The organism is Roseivivax sp. GX 12232 (genome assembly GCF_021272185.1).
Classification (GTDB): Bacteria; Pseudomonadota; Alphaproteobacteria; order Rhodobacterales; family Rhodobacteraceae; genus Roseivivax.
The window spans coordinates 18,175-37,957 of sequence record NZ_JAJSEC010000014.1 but is presented as its reverse complement, the minus strand read 5'-3'; the positions used below and the strand labels follow the sequence as shown (position 1 = coordinate 37,957).

Here is a 19,783-nt window from a genome sequence, read left to right as displayed (position 1 = left end):
GACACACACTCGGCCCCGCTCACCCGCGCGCCAGCAATCCCCCAAAAACCGCGCCCCCGGCCCACACGGCGCACAGCCCTCACCACAGGCGCCCCACACAACAACTCCAAACACGCCCCGCCCCCGGCGCGCAGCACCCCAACATGCACCACCCCCACAGGCTTCAGCTTGGCAAAAATACCTCGGGGGTGATTGCGGGCCGACAAGGCCCGCAGAGGGGGCAGCGCCCCCTGACACGCAAAACCCCCGCCCAATCGGGCGGGGGTTTTGCCAAAGATGCCCGTGCGGGGTCCCACCCCGCGCGGTCTATCGGATCAGGCGCCCCGGGTCCCCCCGACGCGCCCGGATAACCTCACGCCCGCTCGGCGTATTCCATCGTCTCGGTGTTCACCACGATGGCCTCGTCCTGGCCGACGAAGGGCGGCACCTGGACCTTCACGCCGTTGTCGAGGACGGCAGGCTTGAAGGAGTTCGCCGCGGTCTGGCCCTTCACCACCGGCTCGGTCTCGACGACCGTGCAGGTGACCTTCTGGGGCAGCGTCGCGTTCAGCGCCTCGCTTTCGTAGAATTCCACCACGATGGTCATGCCGTCCTGCAGGAAGGGCCGGCGCTCGCCGAGGATCTCGGCGTCGAGCGTCACCTGGTCGAAGGTCTCGGCATCCATGAAGGTCAGCTGGCCGTCGGCCTCGAAGAGGAACTGCATGTCGCGCTGTTCGAGCCGCACGCGTTCGACCTTGTCGGCCGAGCGGAAGCGTTCGTTCAGCTTCGAGCCGTTGCGCAGATTGCGCAGCTCGACCTGGGCGAAGGCCCCGCCCTTGCCGGGCTTCACGTGGTCGACCTTGACCGCGGCCCAGAGGCCTCCGGCGTGCTCCAGGACGTTCCCGGGGCGGATTTCGTTTCCGTTGATCTTGGGCATGGCAAAACCGTGGCAAAAGGTTGATCGGTGCTTGGCCGACCCTATATCTGGCCATCAGCACGCCTGCAACCTCACCAGATCCTGTGACGGGCGCGCCAGAGATATGCACCGGATGCAAGCGAGCTATGCGTTTATGCTGTATCCGAATCGAACCAAATACGCCATAAGGCCCCCTACGCCCGAAACACAAGAGCAATAATTTAAAGGACGACCCATGCGAGATTTCGTTGACGCAACGGCCTTCAATTCCGAGCAGGGCAACCGTGCCCGCAAGCTCTTCGCTGCCGTTGTGCTTGCTGCGCTCGACGATGCCATCGCCGATGACAAGAAATACGGCAACGGTCCCGAGCAGATCGCCCGCTGGGCGCGCTCGCGGGATGGTCGTGAGGTGCTGAGCTGCGCCGGGATCGACCCCAACGAGCGTGTTGTCGAAGGTCTGATGGAATTCGTCGGCAAAGGCGTGCGCACCTCGGTGGCGCTGTCGCGCGAGGAAAGCGAACGGCGCAACGCCGCGCTTCAGGCGGAAGCCGCCTGAGCGCATCCAGTCAAGAGTTCAGATTTGGCGCGTCCTGCGGGGCGCGCCTTTTTTGTTGGTGGCTGGCGCGGGGTGGCGTTTTGAGGCGCGTCGGGTCGCGGAGGAGAGCGCCCCTCTCCTAAGGGGCCGGTCAGAGGCTCTCACAGGCGCACACAGGCTTTCCCTGCCCTGCACTGACCACGGAGCCCCCAAGGAAGCCCCTGCCCGTCTGCGGCCCGCCTGAGCGGCCCCTCGGGCCTTACTCGAAGTCCTGGCTCGCCAGCGTGCGCTGGATCTCGCGGCGCACGAGCTTGCGGACGTTGCGGGTGATGCGCTCGCCGAGGACACCCTGCAGCTCCTTGCGGATCACCTCGGCCACCAGCTCGCGCAGCGCCGCCTCGTCCATGGCGGGCAGCGCCTGGGGCGCGGGCTCCTCGGGCAGGTCGCTGCCCAGGTCCTCGGCCATGCGGGCGAGCTTGCCCGCGCGGCGCGACTGGAAGAGCGCGCTGCCGTAGGGCGAATCCTCCCATTCGAGCGGCTCGGCGGGCACGCCTTGCACGGCGGCCTCCGGGCCCACGCTGGCGGCGGGCGCGGCCTCTTCGGGCGCGGTCTCGGGCGCAGTCTCAGTGGATGCACCCTCCCCCCAACCCTGGGCCTTGCCGCCGATCATGGTCTCGAGCTCGGCGATCTTCTCCTCGAGGCTGAGACCCGTCGGGCGGGGGCGGTCGAAACGCGCCATCTCCTCGGCCTCGGCGGCACTGGGCGCCTCGGTCGGGCGGCCCGCGGCGGGGGTCTCGGAGACCTCGGGCGCCGCGCGGCGCTGGCCGGGCATGGTCGAAGGGCTGGGGTCGGCCTCGGATTCGGTCGCCGGGTCCTCGGCGGGCGAAAGCGCGCGCAGCATCTCGGCCGCGCTGCGCGCCGCGGCGCCGGTGCGGGCGGCTCCCAGCGCGGGGTCGGGGCGGAAGGTGGCGGCGGGTTCGGCGGCCTCGGTGTCCGCCTCGCGTGCCTCCTGCGGCTCGGCTGCGGAGGAGGAATGGGCGGCCAGAAGCGCGGCCAGCTCGTCCTGCACCACGCGGGTCAGCGCATCGGCGTCGAGATCGGCGGGGCTCTCCTCGCGGGGCGCGGTGGCGTCCTCGGCGGTCTCGGAGGCCTGCGGCGCGTCGGGCTCCGCTTGGGCCCTGCCCGCCTCACGTGCCGCTTTGGTCTCGGCCTCGAAGTTCTCGGAAGGCTGCTCCACGGGTGCGACCTCGGAAAGCTCCTCGGCGTCGGCCTCGGGCGCAACCTCGGCCTCAAGCGCCTCCTCCTCCTCCACCGCATCTTCCAGATCCGCGGAGAGGTCCACCTCGGGTGCCTCGGCCAGTTCCGGCGCGGGATCGGTGAGCAGGATCGGCCCGGCCTCTTCCGCAGCCTCGGGCGAGGCGGCGCTTTCGGCGGCTTCGGGCACGCGCTGTGCGGGGGTCAGGATCAGCCGGTCGGGCCGTGCGGGGGCCTCGCCCCCGGCAGGCAGGGTCGCGCGCTCGGGCGCGGCCTCCAGTGCCGGCTCCTGCACCGCATTCACCGCCCCAGTAGACGCCCCAGCCGGCGCGCCGGGCCGGCGTCCGTCATCGGCCACCAGCCGGCGAATCGACGCCAGCACATCCTCGATTTCCACGTTCGAGACTGGTTTTGACATGTTCTTCACCGCTCTGCCTCAGGCGGGAAGTGTAGCCGCGCGCCGGGGTCCGCACAACAGACCGGAACAACCTTAGTCTTTTCCGATCGCACGCAGGACACGGTCGAGCTGTTCGCCCTGCGAGGACAGCGCCGGGGCGTCCTTGACCAGGTTGTAATAGGCGGAAGGGTCGTACTGCTGGACCGGCAGGCCCAGCTCGCCCACGGTCAGCCGGCCCATGGCCGAGATCACGTTGTAGGCGGCGACATATTCGTCGACCCGGGCCGAGATCAGCAGCGTGCGCGCGTCCAGAAGGTCCTGCTCGGCGTTCAGCACGTCGAGCGTGGTGCGCGCGCCCAGCTGGGCCTCCTCGCGGACGCCGTTGAAGGCGACCTGGGCGGCCTCGACCTGGCGCTGGCTCGATTCGATGGCCGAGCGGGCGACCTGGAGGTTCACATAGGCATTGGCGACGTTCTGGCGGACCTGCTCCGAGGCGACATGCAGGTTGGCGCGGTTCTGGTCGCGGTTGGCGACCGACTGGCGCAGCGCCGAGGTCAGCGCGCCGCCGCGGTAGATCGGCCCGGAGGCGCCGAGCGAGATCGAGCCGCCCTGCTGGTAGTTGTCGTGATCCTCGAGATCCTGGGTCACGCCGTAGTTGCCCGACAGCTCGACCCGGGGCTTCAGCGTAGCGCGGGCGATGGCGATGTTCAGCTCGGCCAGCGCCACCTGGTGCTGAGCCGCGGCGAGGTCGGGATGGGTGCGCAGCGCGATGCTCGTCGCGGTCTCGAGCGAAGAGGGGATCGCGGGCACCCGGGCGGGCATGTTCACCCCGCCCGGCTGGCGCCCGGTGGCGCGCAGGTATTCCTGCTTGGCGGTGGCGACATCGCCTTCGGCCACGGCGAGCTGGCTGCGGGCCTCGGCCAGGCGCGCCTCGGCCAGGGCCACGTCGGTGCGGGTGACCTCGCCGACCTCGAAGCGGTCGCGGGCGGCGCGCAGCTCGCGGCTGATGACGTTGAGGTTGCTCTGCCGCAGGCGCAGGGTCTGCTGGGCGCGCTCGAGGCTGAAGAAGGCCTGGGCGGCGCGCAGGAGCACCTGCTGCTCGATCGAGACCAGCTGCGAGCGGGTCGCCAGCACCGCCTCCTTGGCGGCGTCGACACCCAGCCGGGTGCGGCCGAAGTCATAGACCAGGAGCGAGGCGGTGAGCCCGATCGAGGCTTCCTCGGTCACGCGGTTGACCACCTGCCCGAAACTGCTGGAGGTGCGGCTCTCGCTGAAGCTGCGGGTCACATCGGCGGACCAGTTCAGCACCGGGCGCAGCGCCGAGACCGCCTGGGCGACATCCTCGTCGGCGGCGCGCAGCACCGCGCGGTTCTGCTCGAGCAGGCCGCTGGTGTTATAGGCGCCGACCATCGCGTCGGCGAGCGTGTCGGCCTGGGCCACCGCGCCCGAAACCAGCGTCGCGGCCAGAGCCGCGGCCTTGAAGATGACACCTGTGCGCATGGCGGTCCCTGCCCTGTCCCTGTTGTCTCGCGGGCCGCCCCGGGCCCTGCCTCGCGCTTACAGCGCGAAGGCCCGTTCGGTCGCGAAGCCCGGCAGCACCGGCGCGCTGGCGTTGAAGGAGTAGCGCCAGTTCAGATGGCCGTCGATCTTGTGACCGACGCGCACCGTGCCGAGCCGTCCCTCGACGAAGAGGCAGACGATGCGCCCGCCCTCCTTGAGTTGCGCCTCGAGCCCCTCGGGCAGCTCCTCGATGCCGCCCTCGACCATGATCGCGTCATAGGGGCCGTGTTCGGCGGCGCCCTCGGTCAGCGGGCCCTGGTGCAGGACGACGTTGTCGGCGTGATGATCCGACAGAAGCTGCGCGATCTCGGGGGTGACCTCCTCGAGGTCCTCCACCGCGACGACCGCCTCTGCGATATGCGCCAGCACCGCCGCCGAGTAGCCGTAGCCGCAGCCGATATCGAGCACCAGCATGTCCGAGGTCACGTTCAGCGCCTCGAGCATCTTGGCGAAGGTGCGCGGCGCCAGCACCGTGCGGTCGGGCGTCAGCGCGACATGTTCGGAGGCATAGGCGACCTCGGCCTTGTCGTTGGGCAGGAAGGCTTCGCGCGGGACGGTGAGCATGGCCTGGATGATCGGAAACTTGGTGACATCCGAGGGGCGGACCTGAGTGTCCACCATCACCCGGCGGAGGGTCGCGTAGTCTTGCATCCGCTAAACTCTTTCGTTCAGTAAATCACCTCCGGTTCTGCCACAGCTTACCGGAGGCGGCAACAAACCGAACCGCCTAAATCGCCGCTCGGGGCGGATGCCGATCACTTCGTTGTCAGGATCACACGTCCCGGGGCTCGGGCGGGCGGCCGATGCCGCGGGTCTGGTTGTAGCGGGCGATGATCTTGTCGTCGGCCATGGCCAGCCCGCAAACCAGGACGGGAATCGCCACGATGCCGCCGATCGGGCCCCAGAACCACAGCCCGAAGACCAGCGAGAGGAAGACCACCAGCGGGTTGAGCTTCACGTGCCGCCCGACGAAGGCCGGGGTGACGAACTGCGCCTCGATCATGTTGAGCGTCAGGAAGGCGGCGGCGGGGGCGGCGACCATGATGCCCTCGAAGTTGACGAGGCCTGCGACCAGCAGGAGCACCACCATGAGCGCAGGCCCGAGGTAGAGTACGTAGTTCATGATCGCCACCGCGAAGCCCCAGACGTAAGGCAGCGGCATGCCGAAGGCGGTCATCACCGCGGTCGTGGCGAAGCCCAGGCCGAAGTTCACGATGGTGATGGCGATGAAATAGCGCGAGACGAGGTATTCCGCGACGCGGAAGCGGGTCTTGATGGTCTCGCCCTCGCCTGCCGCGCTGAGCCGCCCGGCCAGGAAGGAATAGACCGAGAGCCGGTTGACCAGGAAGAAGTAGAAGGTGCCGGCGAAGATCAGGAACTGGGTGAAGACCGCGGGCGCGGCAAAGAGCGCGTCGGTCAGGCTGGGGACCGCGGCCTCTTCCTCCTCGCCGCCGCCCGAGGCGCCGCCGGGGCCGCCGCCGAGGGCTTCCTTCACCTCCTCGTTGACGTTGCCGAGGCTCTGCAGCGTGTCGCGGAACAGGAAGACGATCTCTTCGATCTCGCGCCGGATCGCGGGCACCGCATCGACGAAGCGCCAGAACACCGGCTCGAGCGAGACCACCGCCGTGGCCAGCGCGCCGAGGGTGAACAGAAGGATCAGCGCCGCGCCGAGGCCCTTTGGCAGGCCCATCCGGTCGAAGGCCTCCATCACCGGGGCGAAAATGATGCCGGTGATGATCGCCAGCGTCATCGGCGCCGCGATGTCCTGCGAGACATAAAGCACCCCGGCGACCAGGATGCTGGCCACGATCACCAGCGCGGTCGCCATGCCGTCCTTGCGTTGCCTCACGAAAGCCTCCAGCCCGGCAGCGGGGCCGGTCAGTCAGATGAACAGACGCCCCGGCCCGCCGTCCGGCGCGGGATTAACGGCGGCGCGAGCGGCGCCCGGCCTCGAGCCCCACCACGAAGCCCTCGATCAGCTGCGCGATGGGCAGCGCGGCGGCCGCCCCGCCGACCGGTGCCACGTAGCGCGGGCGGCGCGAGATGATCTTGCCGATGCCCAGGAAGATCAGCCCGAAGGCAAAGAGCCCGCCGCCGATGACCTGCGTGGCAAACAGCGTGTCGCGCAGCTCGGCCAGCACGATGAAAAGTGCGACGCAAAGAAAGCCGGCGCCCGCCAGGATCAGCAGCACGCCGACGATGGAAAAGGCGGCGCCGCGCAGCTTGCGCCGCGCGGCCAGTTCGAATTGCGGGATCAGCGCCATGTCACTTCCGGCTGGTCAGGAGGCCCGCGAAGAAGCCCGCCGCCACGGCGATGCCGAGCGCGGTGACCGGCTGGCGGCGCACCGCCTCGAGCGCCTGGTCCTGCGCCTCCTGGGCGCGGTCGCGGGCGTCCTCATACATGCGCTCGCCGTCCCGGCGGGCGGAATCGTAGCGCTTGCGGGCCGCCTCGACGGTCTCGTCCTTCCGACGTGCGCCGATGTCGCCCAGAAGTTCCGTGATCGAGGCCAGATCCGCCTTCAGCGAGTCGATCTGCGCCTTGAGCGCCTCGGTGTCGCTGCCGGTCGAGCGCGCGGCCTGGGACTCGACGTCCTTGATGTTCGCGTTGGACTGGCTTTGGGCCATTTTCGAGCGTCTCCTTCTGTGGGTCGCGGTGAAAACGCCGCGCCCCCGCCGGAGGTTCCCGGGACCGGACGGGCTTTCGGGCGTCGATGCTGCGGAGCGGCACGGGCGGATCGGGGGCTGCGCGGCGGGTCTGGCGGGGTGGTGCGAGGGGGCCGAGAGGGGCGATTTTGTATCCCAAATCGGAGGCGCTGATTGAGCGCCCAAATTTTCCGCATCCACGCTGGGGAATTTTGCGCGCCGAACGAGGCTCTGAAGAACGCGCCGCAAGCCACAGAAATAATGTGATTTATCGTAAGACCGCCCTGACCCGTCACAAAAAATCCGCCACACCCACCCCGCGAAACATTCCTGCGCCCGCGCGATCTCTGACCGAAAATCCTTGCGCGAATCGCAAACGCCCGGAAATTTAGTATACATTGAGGCCGCGCAACTCGGCGCGGGCTCGCCCACATCCGGAGGCAGGAGTGCTGCGGTCAGGGCGAGGCTTGTCCGACCCGTCGGACCGGCCGCCGCCGCGCGCCCTCTCGGCCCTGACTTCGCTCCGTCACGCCAGCAGGAGGCAAGGACTCACTATGTCGTTTATCACTCGCATGAAGGCGGGGGCCGCCGCGCTTGTCGTCACCGCCGGGATCGCCAGCGCCGAAGAGGCGACCATCTCGGCGGTCTATTCGCTGCCCTCCACCAACGACCTGATGAAGAGCTACCTGGCCTTCGTGGAGGACGTGAACGCCAATGGCGAAGGTGTGCTGCAGATCGATCTGCGCGGCGGCACCGAGATCATCCCGCGCAACGAGCAGATGAACGCCGTCTCGCGCGGGATCATCGACATGTACATGGGCCCGGCGGGTTACTACCAGCGCCAGATCCCCGAGCTGACGCCGCTCGACGCGGCCTCGGTGCCCGCCGACAAGCTGCGCGCCGCGGGCCTGCACGAGGCCATCGACGCCGCCTCGCGCGAACGCGCGGGCGTGGCCTTCCTCGGCGCCATGGGCACCGGCTACGCCTTCCAGTTCTACACCACCGAGAAGCCCGAGATCGCCGAGGACGGCACCATCGCGCTGGCCGACATGAAGATCCGCGGCGGCTCGAGCTACGATCCGATGTATTCCGCGCTCGACATCGCCCGCGTCGATATTCCGGCGGGCGACATCTACACCGCGCTCGAGCGCGGCCTGGTCGAGGGCATCGGCTTCACCACCATCGGCGTCAGCTCGGGCGGCTGGCAGGAGTTCCTGAAGTACCGCATCTTCCCGACCTGGCGGCAGGGCAACACGATCCTGGCGATGAACGCCGCCAGCTTCGACGGGCTCACCGAGGCCCAGCGCAACTATCTCATGGAGATGGTGATGAAGCACGAGATGCTGGCCTATGAGGCGGCGCAGAACCTCGAGAAGGTGGACAGCGCCGCACTGGCCGAGGCCGGGGTCGAGGACATCGTGCTCGAGGGCGCGGGCGAGGCGCAGATCACCAATGCCTTCCAGGAGACCTTCTGGGAAAGCGTCTCCGAGACGCTCGGCGCAGAGCGCGCCGCGGAGTTCCGCAAGATCGTCGACGCGGCCAACGCCAGCTGACGGGCGCCAGCCCCCGGGAGACTTCCATGCAGACCTTCTGGTCCCTATTCGACCGGGTGCTGAACGCCTTGGCCCTGATCGCGGCGGCGATCCTTCCCTTCGTCTTCGCCGCGATCATCTACGACGTCACCACGCGCAGCCTGCGCATGTTCCAGATCAACTGGGCGGTGGCGATCACCGAATACGCGCTTCTCTATATCGCGGCGCTCGGCACGCCCTGGCTCCTGCGCGAAAAGGGCCATGTCTCGATGGAGGCCTTCCGCGCCATGCTGCCCGCAAGGGTCAACCGGGTGATCGAGGTCCTGGTGATCCTGCTTTGCGTGACCGCCTGCCTGGTGGTCGCCTGGGCCGCCGTGCCGGTCACGCTGCAGAACATCGGCGTGGTCGACATCCGCGCCAACTTCCTGACCCGCTGGCTGCTCTACGCCCCGATCGTGCTGTGCTTCGGCCTCTCGGCGGTGCAATTCGCCCGCTTCCTGATCACCCGAGAGTCGCTCTACCGCGGCATCGACCCCGACGCAGAGAGCCTCTGAGCCATGGTGATGATGGAATGGTGGGAAGCGGCCTTCGTCATGCTCGGCATGGTGATCGGCCTCATGGCGCTCTGCGTGCCGGTGGCCTTCGCCTTCCTGATCGCGAACCTGATCGGGGCCTATATCTTCATGGGCGGCTGGATCGGCATCGAGCAGCTCGCCGCCAATACCGGCGAGGCGGTCACCAGCTTCGTGCTGGTCACCGTGCCGATGTTCGTCCTGATGGGGAACCTCTTCTTCCACTCGGGCATCGCGCTGAAGATCATCGAGACGCTGGACAAGTCGCTGCGCAAGGCGCCGGGGCGGCTGAGCTACATCTCGGTGCTCTGCGGGACGATCTTCGCGGCGCTCTCGGGCTCGAACATGGCCAATACGGCGATGATGGGCAGCCTGCTCCTGCCGCAGATGGAAAAGCGCAACTACCGCCGGCACATGTCGATCGGGCCGATCATCGGCTCGGGCGGGCTGGCGCTGCTGATCCCGCCCTCGACGCTGGCGGTGCTTCTGGGCTCGATCGCGCAGATCAGCATCGCCGACCTGCTGCTGGCGGGCGTGCTGCCGGGCTTGGTGCTGGCGCTGCTCTACCTCGCGACGATCTGGCTGCAACTGCGCCGCGGCGGGCCCGAGATCGCCCCGGCCTATGACGTCGAGACGGTGAACACGCTGGAGAAGCTGCGCCTGGTCTGCGTCTACATCCTGCCGATGTCGCTGGTGGTCTTCTCGGTCGTCGGGCTGATCCTTCTGGGCATCACCACGCCCTCCGAGGCCGCCGCCTTCGGGGTGCTCTCGGTGCTCTTCCTCTCGGCCTGTTACGGACGGCTCAACGTCGCGATGATCGTGAAATCGCTCGACGGAACGCTGCGCGTCACGGTCATGGTGTTCTTCATCATCATCGCCTCCAAGACCTTCTCGCAGGTGCTGGCCTTTTCGGGGGCGACCTCGGGCCTGATCCGCTGGGCCACGGGGTTCGAGCTCGATGCGATCACCATGCTTTTGATCATGTTCGCGGTGCTTCTGGTGCTGGGGATGTTCGTCGACGCGATCTCGATGATGCTGCTGACCATCCCGATCTTCTTCCCCATCGCGCAGGCCATCGGCTTCGATCCGATCTGGTTCGGGCTGGTGATGCTGCTCGCCATCGAGATGAGCGGCACCACCCCGCCCTTCGGGCTCTTGCTGTTCGTCATGCAGGGGGTGGCGCCGCCGGGCACCAGCTACTGGACCATCGCCCGGGCGGCGGCGCCCTACCTGCTGTGTGATCTGATCCTCCTGATCCTGCTGATCGCGGTGCCCGCGCTGGCGCTCTGGCTGCCCGAGGTGCGGCTGTGAGCGGGCCGCGGCCCGCCGGCTGGCGGCGGATCGGCCGGGCCGAGACCCGGCCCGCCGACGACAGGCTGCTGCGCGGCGCGGGGCTTTACGCCGATGACGCCGCCGAGGAGGGCGCGCTCTGGCTGCATGTCCTGCGCAGCGACCATGCCGCCGGGCGGATCGCGGCGCTCGACCTCGACGAGGCGCGCGCGGCACCGGGCGTGCGGCTGATCCTGACCGGCGAGGACATGGCGGAGCTCGCGCCCTTCGCGCTGCGCTACGTGCCGCCGGGCTGCGAGGTGGCGCCCACGCCCTTTTACCCGCTCGCCCGGGGTGCCGTCCGCTGGGCCGGAGAGCCCATCGCGGCAGTGATTGCCGACAGCGAGGCCGAGGCGCTCGACGCCGCCGAGCTGATCCTCGCCGAGATCGAGGATGCCCCGGCGGTGACCGAGCCCCGCGCCGCCTCCGACCCCGCGGCCCCGCGCGTCTGGGCCGACCGGCCCAACCTCGCCTTCACGCAGGAGCTGGGCGACCCAGGAGCCTGGCAAGCGGTCTTGGACGAGGCGCATCACGTCGTCACCGCCCGGCTCGAGATCAGCCGCGTCGCGGCGGTGGCGCTCGAGCCGCGGAACGCGCTGGCCCGCCCCCTGCCCGACGGGCGGCTGGCGCTGCGCACCGGCACCCAGGCCCCGCACCGCGTGCGCGGCGAGCTGGCGCATGTCCTGGGCCTCGCGCCCGAAGACCTGCGCATCGAGGTCTCCGAGACCGGCGGCAGCTTCGGGATGCGCAACGGCGCCTACCCCGAGGATGCGCTGGTCCTCTTGGCCGCGCGCAGGACCGGCCGCCCGGTGCGCTGGCGCGCGACCCGCTCGGACAGTTTCCTGTCGGACACCCAGTCACGCGAGATGTCGGTCGACGCCACGCTGGCGCTTGATGCCGAGGGGCATTTCCTCGGGCTCGGGGTCGACGGCTACGCCCCGGTCGGCGCGCAGCTCGGGCAGATGTCCATGCATCCGATGACCTCGAACCTGCCGGGGCTCGCCGGGGTCTACCGCACGCCGGTCCTGCACACGGTGATGCGCGGCGTCTTCGTGAACACCATGCATATGGCGCCCTATCGCGGCGCCGGGCGGCCCGAGGCGATCTATATCGTCGAGCGCATGGTCGACATCGCCGCCGCGCGGCTGGGCCTCGACCCCGCCGATCTGCGCCGCCGCAACATGATCGGCCCCGAGGAGATGCCCTATGCCACGCCGCTCGGCTATCTCTACGACAGCGGCGATTTCCCGGCGGCGCTGGAGCTGGCGCTGAGGGCCGGAGACCGCGCGGGCTTTGCCCAGCGGCGCGCGGGCTCCGAGGCGCTGGGGCGCTTGCGCGGCCTCGGCATCGCCGCGGCGATCGAACCGGCGGGCGGCGGGCCCAAGGGCGCGCAGCTACCCGAGTTCGCCCGGCTCGAGATCGGCGCCGAGAGTGGCGCGCGGCTCTCCATCGGCTCGGGCGACGCAGGCCAGGGCCATGCCACCGCCTACCGCCAGATCCTGCACGACCTTCTGGGCTGGTCCGGCGCCTTCGAGGTCACCGCCGGGAACACCGACGCGGTGCGGCTCGGCACCGGCACCTTCGGCTCGCGCACCATGTCCTCGGCCGGCCACGCCATGGCGAAGGCCGCGCGCGACATCCTGAGCGCCGCCCGCGCCGATGCGGCGGGCTTTCTCGAAGCCCCTGAGGACAAGGTGCAATTCCGCGAGGGCAGCTTCCACGCCCAGGGCGGCAACCGCTTCGTCACCCTCGAGGAGCTCTGCCGCGCCACCGGACGCGCCTATGCCGCCGAGGCCTTCGAGGCGACCGAGGCGGGCACCTTCCCCAACGGCGTGCACCTGGCCGAGGTCGAGATCGACCCCGAGACCGGCGCCGTCTCGGTGCTCTCCTACCGGGTCGCCGACGACCTGGGCACGGTGATCAACCCGCTTCTCGCCGCGGGCCAGATGCATGGCGGCATCGCCCAGGGGCTGGGCCAGGCGCTCTGCGAACGGATGGTCTTCGACCGAGCCTCCGGCGCGCTTCTGAGCGGCTCCTTCATGGATTACGCCCTGCCCCGCGCAAACGACCTGCCCTTCCTCGGGCTCACCCCCTGCCCGACGCCCACCACCGCCAATGCGCTGGGGGCCAAGGGCGCGGGCGAAAGCGGCACGGTCGGCGCGCTGCCGGCGGTGATGAACGCGGTCAACAACGCCCTGGCCTCGGCCGGCGCGGGGCCCATCGACATGCCCGCTGCCCCGGCGCGGGTCTGGCAGGCCCTCAACCAAAAGGAGACGCCATGACATCCTGCGCCGTCATCGGGGCCGGCCCCGTGGGCACCAGCATGGCGCTGGCGCTGCTGCGCCAAGGCTTCGAGGTCACGCTCTACGAGCGCGAGGCCAGCCTGCCCGCCGATCCCCGCGCCGCGACGCTGCAACCCCCGACGCTGGAGATGCTCTCCGAGCTCGGCACCGGGGCGGAGATCATCGCGAAGGGGCTGAAGGCGCCGGTCTTCCAGTTCCGCGACCGCGCCTCGGACGAGATCCTCGCCGAATACGACTACGGGCGGCTCGAAGGCGCGACGCCCTACCCCTTTGCGGTGCAATGCGAGCAGTTCAAGGTCGCCGACACCAATGCCCGCGCCATCGAGGCGCTCCGCCCCGGCACGCTGCGCCTCGCGACCGAGGTGACGGGATTCACCCAGGACGCCCAGGGCGTGACGCTCACCGCCCGGGGGCCAGACGGGTCGCACAAGCAGCGCGTCGACTACCTGGTCGGCTGCGACGGCGGGCGCAGCGCCACCCGCAAGACCCTAGGCATCGCCTTCGAAGGCTTCACCTACGAGGAACGCTTTCTCGTGCTGACCACCCCGCGCGACTTCTTCGACCGGGGCTTCCGGGTGCGGAATTACGTGCTGGATCCGACCCAGTGGTGCGCGCTCTTCAAGGTGCCGCACGAGGGGCCGCCGGGGCTCTGGCGCATCGTCTTTCCCGCGCCCGCCGCCGATGCAGGGCTGGACCCGACCTCGGACGACTACGTCCGCGCGCAGATCCAGGGGCTCGACAGCACGCTCGACCTGCCCGACATCGCCCATCGCAACATCTACGCGGTCAACCAGCGCGTGGCCGCGGCCTTCCGCAAGGGCCGGGTCTTCCTGGCCGGGGATGCGGCGCATGTAAACAACCCGCTCGGCGGGCTGGGCATGAACTCGGGCATCCACGACGCGATCAACCTCGCGGAAAAGCTGGTCGCCGCCCGCGCCGCGCCGGGTGACGCCGAGGCGCTTTTCGAGGCCTACGACCGCGAGCGGCGCGGCATGGCCGACCGCTACGTGCAGGCCCAGACCATCCAGAACAAGAAACGCCTCGAGGCGCGCACCCCCGAGGCCCGCCGCGCCGCCGCCGAGGAGCTGCGCGCCACCTGCGCCGACCCCGAGCGCCACCGCGCCTGGGTGATGAACGCCTCGCTGATCGCCGGCCTCGCCGCGCTGTCCGACACAGAAAGGAGCCCTGCCCGATGACCTCCGGAACCGACGCCCTGGGATATCGCCAGAAGATCGGCGTGGTGGTGCCCTCCACCAACACCATCGTGCAGCCCGAGACCGACGCCCTGCGGCTGCCCGGGGTGACCTATCACCTCGGCCGCATCCCGATCAGCAACAAGCCGATCTCCTCGGACAACTTTCTCGATCACGTCGCCGCAATGCGGGCGGGCATCGAGACCGCGGCTTCGCAGGTGATGACCGCCGGGGTCGACCGGCTGATCATGGGCGTGGCGCTCGAGGCCTTCTGGGGCGGGCTCGAGGGCTCGCGGGACCTTTCCGCCAAGCTCGAGGCGCACGCCGGCGTGCCGGTGGTCCTGGGCTCCGAGGCGGTGGCCGCCGGGCTCCGGGCCTTCGGCGCGACAAAGATCGCCGTGCTGACCCCGCATATGCCCAAGGGCGACGAGCAGGTCCGCACATGGCTCGAGGAAGCAGGCTTCGAGGTGCTGGCCCTGACCGGGCTCGAATGCGCGAGCCCGCGGGCCATCGCCGAGGTGCCCGAGGCGCGGATCCGGAGCGCCCTGCGCGCCCTCGACGCCCCCGAGGTCGAGGCACTGGTGCAGGTCGGCACCAATCTCGCCGGTGCCGCGGTCGCCGCCGAGGCCGAACGCTGGCTCGAGAAACCGGTGATCTCGATCAACACGGTCAGCGCCTGGCACGCCCTCCGCGGCGCCGGCATCACCGACCAGCTGCGCGGCCGCGGGCGGATCTTCGAGGAGCACTGAAGGGCCCTTTCGGGCCCGCGCCACCGGGCCGCAATTAACCGCGCAGAGGCCCCTTGCGGGCAGCCGAGGAAGCCGTTAAGCCCTCTCCAGCACGAAGCGACGGCGAGTTGGCGGAGTGGTTACGCAGCGGATTGCAAATCCGTGTACACCGGTTCGATTCCGGTACTCGCCTCCACCTTCCCCCCCGGAAAATCAGTGGCTTTGTCGCGCGCCTTCGGTGCGCTCAGTGGCGCTGCGCGGGAGATGCGCGCGCGGCGAACTTTGCGCCGGTCTGAGCCAGCAGCGAATTTGGTTCGGGTGGCCAAGCGCGCCGCTTAGCTGACACCCCAACCACCTTCCCAAACCCCAAAAAAACGGCGCGGAGAGCCCTCCTCCGCGCCGCTAAGCGAACCTCCTCGGGTGCTCAGAGGTTCTGCGCCGACATCTCCCGGGCGATGTGGTCGGCCTGGCGGATCGCCAGCGCCACGATGGTCAGCGTCGGGTTCTCGGCAGCCCCGGTGGTGAACTGCGAGCCGTCGGAGACAAAGAGGTTCTCGATGTCGTGGCTCTGCCCCCAGCGGTTGACCACCCCGTCCTCGGGCCGTTCGGACATCCGGTTGGTGCCGAGGTTATGGGTCGAGGGATAGGGCGGCGTCGGGAAGGTCCGGGTCGCGCCCACCGCGTCGTAGACCTTGGCGCCCTGGGCATAGGCGTGGTTGCGCATCGCGACGTCGTTGGGGTGATCGTCGAAATGCACGTTGGCGACCTTGAGCCCGTATTGGTCCTCGGCCTCCGAAAGGGTGACGCCATTGCCCTCCTGCGGCATGTCCTCGCCGACGATCCACATGCCGGCCATGTTCTCGTAGGCGTCGAGCGCGGTGGTGAACTCGCGCCCCCAGCCGCCGGGATCGAGGAAGGCCGCCATGAAGGGCAGGCCCAGCGACAGCGTCTCGAGCTCGTAACCGCCGACGAAGCCGCGCGAGGGGTCGTGCCGCGCCTCGTCCTGGATGATCCCGGCCATGGTGGTGCCGCGCCACATCCGCACCGGCTCCTCGAAGACGCCGTAGACCGAGCCGGTCATGTGCCGCATGTAGTTGCGCCCGACCTGCCCGGAGGAATTGCCCAGCCCCTCGGGGAACATCGAGGAGGCCGAGTTCAAGAGGAGCCGCGGGCTCTCGAAGGAGTTGCCGGCGACGCAGACCACCCGGGCGCGCTGCATCTGCAGATTCCCCTCGGCATCGAAATACTCGACCCCCGTCACCTTGCCGCTGTCGTCGTGCAGGATGCGCGCCACATGGGCCTTCTCGCGCACCTCGAGGTTGCCCGTCGCCTCGCCGCGCGGGATGTCGGTATAGGCCGCCGACCACTTGGCACCCCATTTGCAGCCCTGGAAGCAGAAGCCGGTCTGCTGGCAGGCCATGCGGCCGTCATACTCCTGGCTGTTGATCGCCATCCGGCCGGTGTGGACCTCCTTGTAGCCGAGCTTCTTCGCCCCGGCCTCGAAGACCTTGTAGTTGTTGCAGCCCGGCAGGCCCTCGAGCCCGTTGGTGCGCGTCACCCCGAGCTTCTTCTCGGCGAGGTCGTACCAGGGCGCCATCTCACTGCCGTCGATCGGCCAGTCGAGCAGGTTCGCGCCCTCCACCGCGCCGTAGTTCGTCAGCGCCTTCCACTCGTGCTCCTGGAAGCGGATCGAGGCGCCGGCCCAATGGGTCGTGGTGCCGCCCACCGCCTTCACGATCCAGGCGGGCAGGTTCGGGAAGTCGTCCGAGACCCGCCAGCTGCCCGAGGTGGTGCGCGTGTCGAGCCAGGCAAGCTGGCCGAAACTGTCCCATTCGTCGTTGATGTAATCCTCGGGCAGGTAGCGCCCGCCAGCCTCGAGGGCGACGACGCTCACGCCCTTCTGGGCCAGTTCGTTGGCCAGGACGCCGCCGCCGGCGCCCGTGCCGATGATGACGACGACGTTGTCGTCGCTCATGTCAAAAGGTGCAGCCATGGTTCTTCTCCCCCTGCCTCAGATCCACGCGATGTCGTCGAAGCCGCGGTACATGTAGCCGCCCTTGGAATAGGACTCGCCCTCGTAGCCGAAGATCGGCCAGACCGCCTTCTGGTTATAAAGCCCGGTCACCAGCCCGCCGCGGATGCGCTGGAAGAAGGCCGTGTCCTCCATGGCGCGCAGCACGTCGACGCGGTCGCGCTCCCAGCCGATGGCGAGGTAGCCCGCGTGGCCCCGTGCCTGCGCCGCCTCGTCGAGCGCCAGGATCCCGGCCTCGGTGAACTCGGCCTCCTCGGGGACGTCGTAACCCTTGACCGCGGCGGCGTAATATTCGTCGCCGACCTTGTCGTGAGGGTAGATGTCGCGCGCCATCTGAATGAGCGTCGCCATGGTTTCCGGCTTGAGCGCGTTCATCTCGGTCGCCCAGGCGGCAGTGCGACCGGCGACGAAGCCCGAGCCGACGACCAGCCCCGCCCCCGCCGCAACGCCGCGCGACAGAAGCTGACGGCGTGTCATCTTCCGGATGTGAATGGTCTCGGTCATGAGTTCTCCTCCCTCTGATGGACCGAATGGAAGGCGTGGGCCGCGGCCTCAGGCGCGCCCCGCACCACTGTCTCAGCTCACGTGAAGCGGCCCGAGCGTTCGAGCACCTCGATCTGGTAGCCGTCGGGATCGGCCACGAAGAAGAACCGCCCGACCAGCGTGCCGCCGGGCGCAAATTCCACCAGTTTCCGGGGGTTGAGGCCCTGGGCCTCGAAGCGGGCGTGTTCGGCATCGAGATCGGCGACCGAGACCGCCAGGTGTCCGTAGCCGTCGCCCAGGTCATAAGGCGCGGTGCGCCCCTTGTTCACCGTCAGCTCGACCTCGAAATCGCTCTCGGCGTTCCTGAGGTAGACCAGGGTGAAATCGTCGAAGTCGAGCCGGTCGGCGACCTCGAGCCCGAAGGCGGTGTTGTAGAATGCGATCGACCGCGCCTCGTCGAGAACGCGGATCATGCTGTGAATGGCTTTGGCCATGCCTGCTCCCCGTGGTGATCGTGTCGGGAAGAGGATCGGCCGGATCCACGGGCGGCGGGTAGTAAACCCTTACTACAGGGCCGATGGGCGGCCCGGGCGGGGGTTCATTCCGCCGCGATGGTCCTGTCGCCCGGCCCTTCAGCGGCGGTCTGGCCCACGAAGATCAGCGCCGTCGTGCGCAGGAGCGACGAGAAGTTCTCGGGCTCGCCCCGGGTCTCGAGCACCTCGGCATGCAGCTGCGACAGGAAGTGCGGCGTGGAGACGCCGTCGCGCTCGGCGATGCGGTCGAGGATGTCCCAGAAGGCGTTCTCGAGCCGGATGCTGGTGCTTTGCCCGTTGAGCCGCAGCCGCCGGGTCGCGGATTTGTAGCGCTGCGGGTCCTGGCCCGCGAATACCTGGCACATGACGGTCCTCCCTGTCGTATTCTTGTTTATGCATGTCACCGCTGGGTGGTTCATCCTAATACGGATCGCGTCTCCGGGGAGCGCGACGCTCTACGACTTTGGTCGCGCGCGAGGATCATCTGTGCGTGAGGTGGGGGGCTGCGCCGGGCCTTGCGGGTTGGCTGCGCTTCACCGCCGTTAACCAAACCCACATCCCTTGGCGCGAGGATGGGCCCTCTGACCCATGTCCCGAGGGGCCCCGCCATGCGCGCCGCCAGCTATGCCATCGTCGGCACCGTCGGCATTCCCGCCTGTTACGGCGGCTTCGAGACGCTGGCCGAGGCCTTAGCGCGGCACCATGCGGCGCGGCGCGGCAATGCGGCGCTGGCGGTCTATTGTTCGGCACGCCAGATGCCCCGGCGCGCGGAGTGCGAAGGCGCCCGGCTGCGCTACCTGCCGCTGCGGGCCAATGGCGCGGAATCGGTGCTTTACGATGCGCTGGCGCTTCTCGACGCGGCGCGGCGGGGGGACGACGCGGTGTTGCTGCTGGGTGTCTCGGGCGCCTGGGCCCTGCCCTTGGTGCGGCGACTGAGCGATGCGCGCATCGTCACCAATGTCGACGGCTGCGAATGGCGGCGGGCGAAATGGGGGCCGCTCGCGCGCATCGTCCTGCGGCTTTCCGAGGCGGCGGCGGTGCGCTGGTCGGATGCCCTCGTGGCCGACAACCCGGCGGTGGCCGAGGGCCTTCTGACCCGCTACGGGCGCGCGCCGCAGGTGCTGGCCTATGGCGGCGACCAGGCGCTGGCCCATCCGCCCGAGCCGCTGCCGGGGGTGACCCTCCCCGAAGATTACGCGCTGGCGATCTGCCGGGCCGAGCCCGAGAACAACCTCGCCCTGATCCTCGAGACCTGGCCCGGGGCCAGCGATCTGCCCCTGGTGGTGGTCTCGAACTGGCAGGACACGGCCCATGGCCGCGCGCTCCTGGCGCGGTATCGGGAGGACCCGCGGCTGCACCTTCTGCCCGCCACCTATGCGCCGGGCCCGCTGCGCTGGATCCGCGAGGGCGCGCGGGCCTATCTGCACGGCCATTCCGCCGGGGGCACCAATCCCTCGCTGGTCGAGATGATGTTCTTCGGGGTGCCGGTCCTGGCCTGCGACACGCCCTCGAACCGGCAGACCACGGCGGGGCGGGCCTTCTACTTCGAGGACGGCGCGAGCCTCGCCGCCCAGGCCCCGCGCCTTCTGGCTCCCGAGGGCGCCGACCAGGGCCGGGCCCTCGCGGCGCTGGCGCGGGCCCGCTACCGCTGGGCCGAGATCGCCGAGGGCTATTTCGACCTGCTCGCCCCGCGCAGCGATTAGGCCACAACCGCACCGCGCGCGCCCCGCGCTCAATGGTCTTGCGCGCATATTCCCGCTAACGCTGAGGCGCGGGAGCGCGCGACAGAAGGAG

The 19,783-nt window shown here is 69.4% G+C and carries 19 protein-coding genes and 1 tRNA gene; 9 read left to right on the top strand and 11 right to left on the bottom strand.

Going from position 1 to position 19,783, the window contains the following annotated elements:
• Nucleotides 1–352: 352 nt before the first annotated feature.
• Nucleotides 353–916, bottom strand: coding sequence for an elongation factor P (efp, locus tag LR948_RS17730; RefSeq protein WP_232755426.1), 564 nt, complete (start codon nucleotides 914–916; stop codon nucleotides 353–355).
• A 214-nt stretch (nucleotides 917–1,130) separates the two neighbouring features.
• Here efp and LR948_RS17725 point away from each other — a divergent pair, with 214 nt between their 5' ends.
• Entirely contained in the window at nucleotides 1,131–1,451 is a 321-nt protein-coding gene (locus tag LR948_RS17725) for a DUF6280 family protein (protein WP_232755425.1), read from the top strand.
• Between the two features lie 238 nt (nucleotides 1,452–1,689).
• Here the strand turns inward: LR948_RS17725 and LR948_RS17720 are convergent, their stop codons facing one another.
• From LR948_RS17720 to LR948_RS17695, 6 genes are all read right to left on the bottom strand, one after another.
• The gene (locus LR948_RS17720; protein ID WP_232755424.1) at nucleotides 1,690–3,102 is read right to left on the bottom strand and encodes a hypothetical protein; all 1,413 of its coding nucleotides are present in this window, start codon (nucleotides 3,100–3,102) and stop codon (nucleotides 1,690–1,692) included.
• A gap of 72 nt (nucleotides 3,103–3,174) precedes the next feature.
• Nucleotides 3,175–4,581 carry a TolC family outer membrane protein gene (locus tag LR948_RS17715; protein WP_232755423.1) on the bottom strand — a complete coding sequence of 469 codons (1,407 nt, stop codon included), beginning with the start codon at nucleotides 4,579–4,581 and terminating at the stop codon, nucleotides 3,175–3,177.
• A gap of 57 nt (nucleotides 4,582–4,638) precedes the next feature.
• On the bottom strand, nucleotides 4,639–5,292 hold the full coding sequence (locus tag LR948_RS17710; RefSeq protein WP_232755422.1) for a protein-L-isoaspartate O-methyltransferase: 654 nt from the start codon (nucleotides 5,290–5,292) through the stop codon (nucleotides 4,639–4,641).
• A gap of 121 nt (nucleotides 5,293–5,413) precedes the next feature.
• Entirely contained in the window at nucleotides 5,414–6,490 is a 1,077-nt protein-coding gene (locus tag LR948_RS17705; RefSeq protein WP_232755421.1) for an AI-2E family transporter, read from the bottom strand.
• 73 nt (nucleotides 6,491–6,563) lie between these two features.
• On the bottom strand, nucleotides 6,564–6,905 hold the full coding sequence (locus tag LR948_RS17700) for a hypothetical protein (RefSeq protein WP_232755420.1): 342 nt from the start codon (nucleotides 6,903–6,905) through the stop codon (nucleotides 6,564–6,566).
• Nucleotide 6,906: 1 nt separating this feature from the next.
• The gene (locus LR948_RS17695; protein WP_232755419.1) at nucleotides 6,907–7,266 is read right to left on the bottom strand and encodes a YqjD family protein; all 360 of its coding nucleotides are present in this window, start codon (nucleotides 7,264–7,266) and stop codon (nucleotides 6,907–6,909) included.
• A gap of 572 nt (nucleotides 7,267–7,838) precedes the next feature.
• Here LR948_RS17695 and LR948_RS17690 point away from each other — a divergent pair.
• The 7 genes from LR948_RS17690 (at nucleotide 7,839) to LR948_RS17660 (ending at nucleotide 15,137) form a co-directional block, all read left to right on the top strand.
• On the top strand, nucleotides 7,839–8,837 hold the full coding sequence (locus LR948_RS17690) for a C4-dicarboxylate ABC transporter substrate-binding protein (RefSeq protein ID WP_232755418.1): 999 nt from the start codon (nucleotides 7,839–7,841) through the stop codon (nucleotides 8,835–8,837).
• Nucleotides 8,838–8,863: 26 nt separating this feature from the next.
• On the top strand, nucleotides 8,864–9,370 hold the full coding sequence (locus LR948_RS17685; RefSeq protein WP_232755417.1) for a TRAP transporter small permease: 507 nt from the start codon (nucleotides 8,864–8,866) through the stop codon (nucleotides 9,368–9,370).
• 12 nt (nucleotides 9,371–9,382) lie between these two features.
• On the top strand, nucleotides 9,383–10,699 hold the full coding sequence (locus tag LR948_RS17680) for a TRAP transporter large permease (protein ID WP_232755448.1): 1,317 nt from the start codon (nucleotides 9,383–9,385) through the stop codon (nucleotides 10,697–10,699).
• Nucleotides 10,696–12,999 carry a xanthine dehydrogenase family protein molybdopterin-binding subunit gene (locus LR948_RS17675; protein WP_232755416.1) on the top strand — a complete coding sequence of 768 codons (2,304 nt, stop codon included), beginning with the start codon at nucleotides 10,696–10,698 and terminating at the stop codon, nucleotides 12,997–12,999. The genes LR948_RS17680 and LR948_RS17675 overlap by 4 nt, the downstream gene beginning before the upstream one ends.
• Nucleotides 12,996–14,216, top strand: coding sequence for an NAD(P)/FAD-dependent oxidoreductase (locus LR948_RS17670; protein WP_232755415.1), 1,221 nt, complete (start codon nucleotides 12,996–12,998; stop codon nucleotides 14,214–14,216). Before LR948_RS17675 ends, LR948_RS17670 begins: the two co-directional genes overlap by 4 nt.
• Nucleotides 14,213–14,962 (top strand): Asp/Glu racemase, encoded by a 750-nt coding sequence (locus tag LR948_RS17665; protein WP_232755414.1) that lies wholly within the window; start codon nucleotides 14,213–14,215, stop codon nucleotides 14,960–14,962. Before LR948_RS17670 ends, LR948_RS17665 begins: the two co-directional genes overlap by 4 nt.
• Before the next feature lie 101 nt (nucleotides 14,963–15,063).
• Nucleotides 15,064–15,137: transfer RNA gene (locus LR948_RS17660), tRNA-Cys, on the top strand.
• Between the two features lie 228 nt (nucleotides 15,138–15,365).
• Here the strand turns inward: LR948_RS17660 and LR948_RS17655 are convergent.
• The 4 genes from LR948_RS17655 to LR948_RS17640 form a co-directional block, all read right to left on the bottom strand.
• Entirely contained in the window at nucleotides 15,366–16,934 is a 1,569-nt protein-coding gene (locus tag LR948_RS17655; RefSeq protein ID WP_232755413.1) for a GMC family oxidoreductase, read from the bottom strand.
• Between the two features lie 18 nt (nucleotides 16,935–16,952).
• Nucleotides 16,953–17,477 carry a Twin-arginine translocation pathway signal gene (locus LR948_RS17650; protein WP_232755412.1) on the bottom strand — a complete coding sequence of 175 codons (525 nt, stop codon included), beginning with the start codon at nucleotides 17,475–17,477 and terminating at the stop codon, nucleotides 16,953–16,955.
• A gap of 77 nt (nucleotides 17,478–17,554) precedes the next feature.
• Nucleotides 17,555–17,950 carry a VOC family protein gene (locus LR948_RS17645; RefSeq protein ID WP_232755411.1) on the bottom strand — a complete coding sequence of 132 codons (396 nt, stop codon included), beginning with the start codon at nucleotides 17,948–17,950 and terminating at the stop codon, nucleotides 17,555–17,557.
• Between the two features lie 104 nt (nucleotides 17,951–18,054).
• Complete coding sequence (locus LR948_RS17640; RefSeq protein ID WP_232755410.1) at nucleotides 18,055–18,354, bottom strand: ribbon-helix-helix domain-containing protein; 300 nt, start codon at nucleotides 18,352–18,354, stop codon at nucleotides 18,055–18,057.
• 243 nt (nucleotides 18,355–18,597) lie between these two features.
• On the opposite strand from LR948_RS17640, the gene LR948_RS17635 reads away from it, so the two are divergent.
• Nucleotides 18,598–19,692, top strand: a complete 1,095-nt coding sequence (locus tag LR948_RS17635) for a DUF1972 domain-containing protein (RefSeq protein ID WP_232755409.1) — start codon at nucleotides 18,598–18,600, stop codon at nucleotides 19,690–19,692.
• The last annotated feature ends 91 nt before the right edge of the window (nucleotides 19,693–19,783 follow it).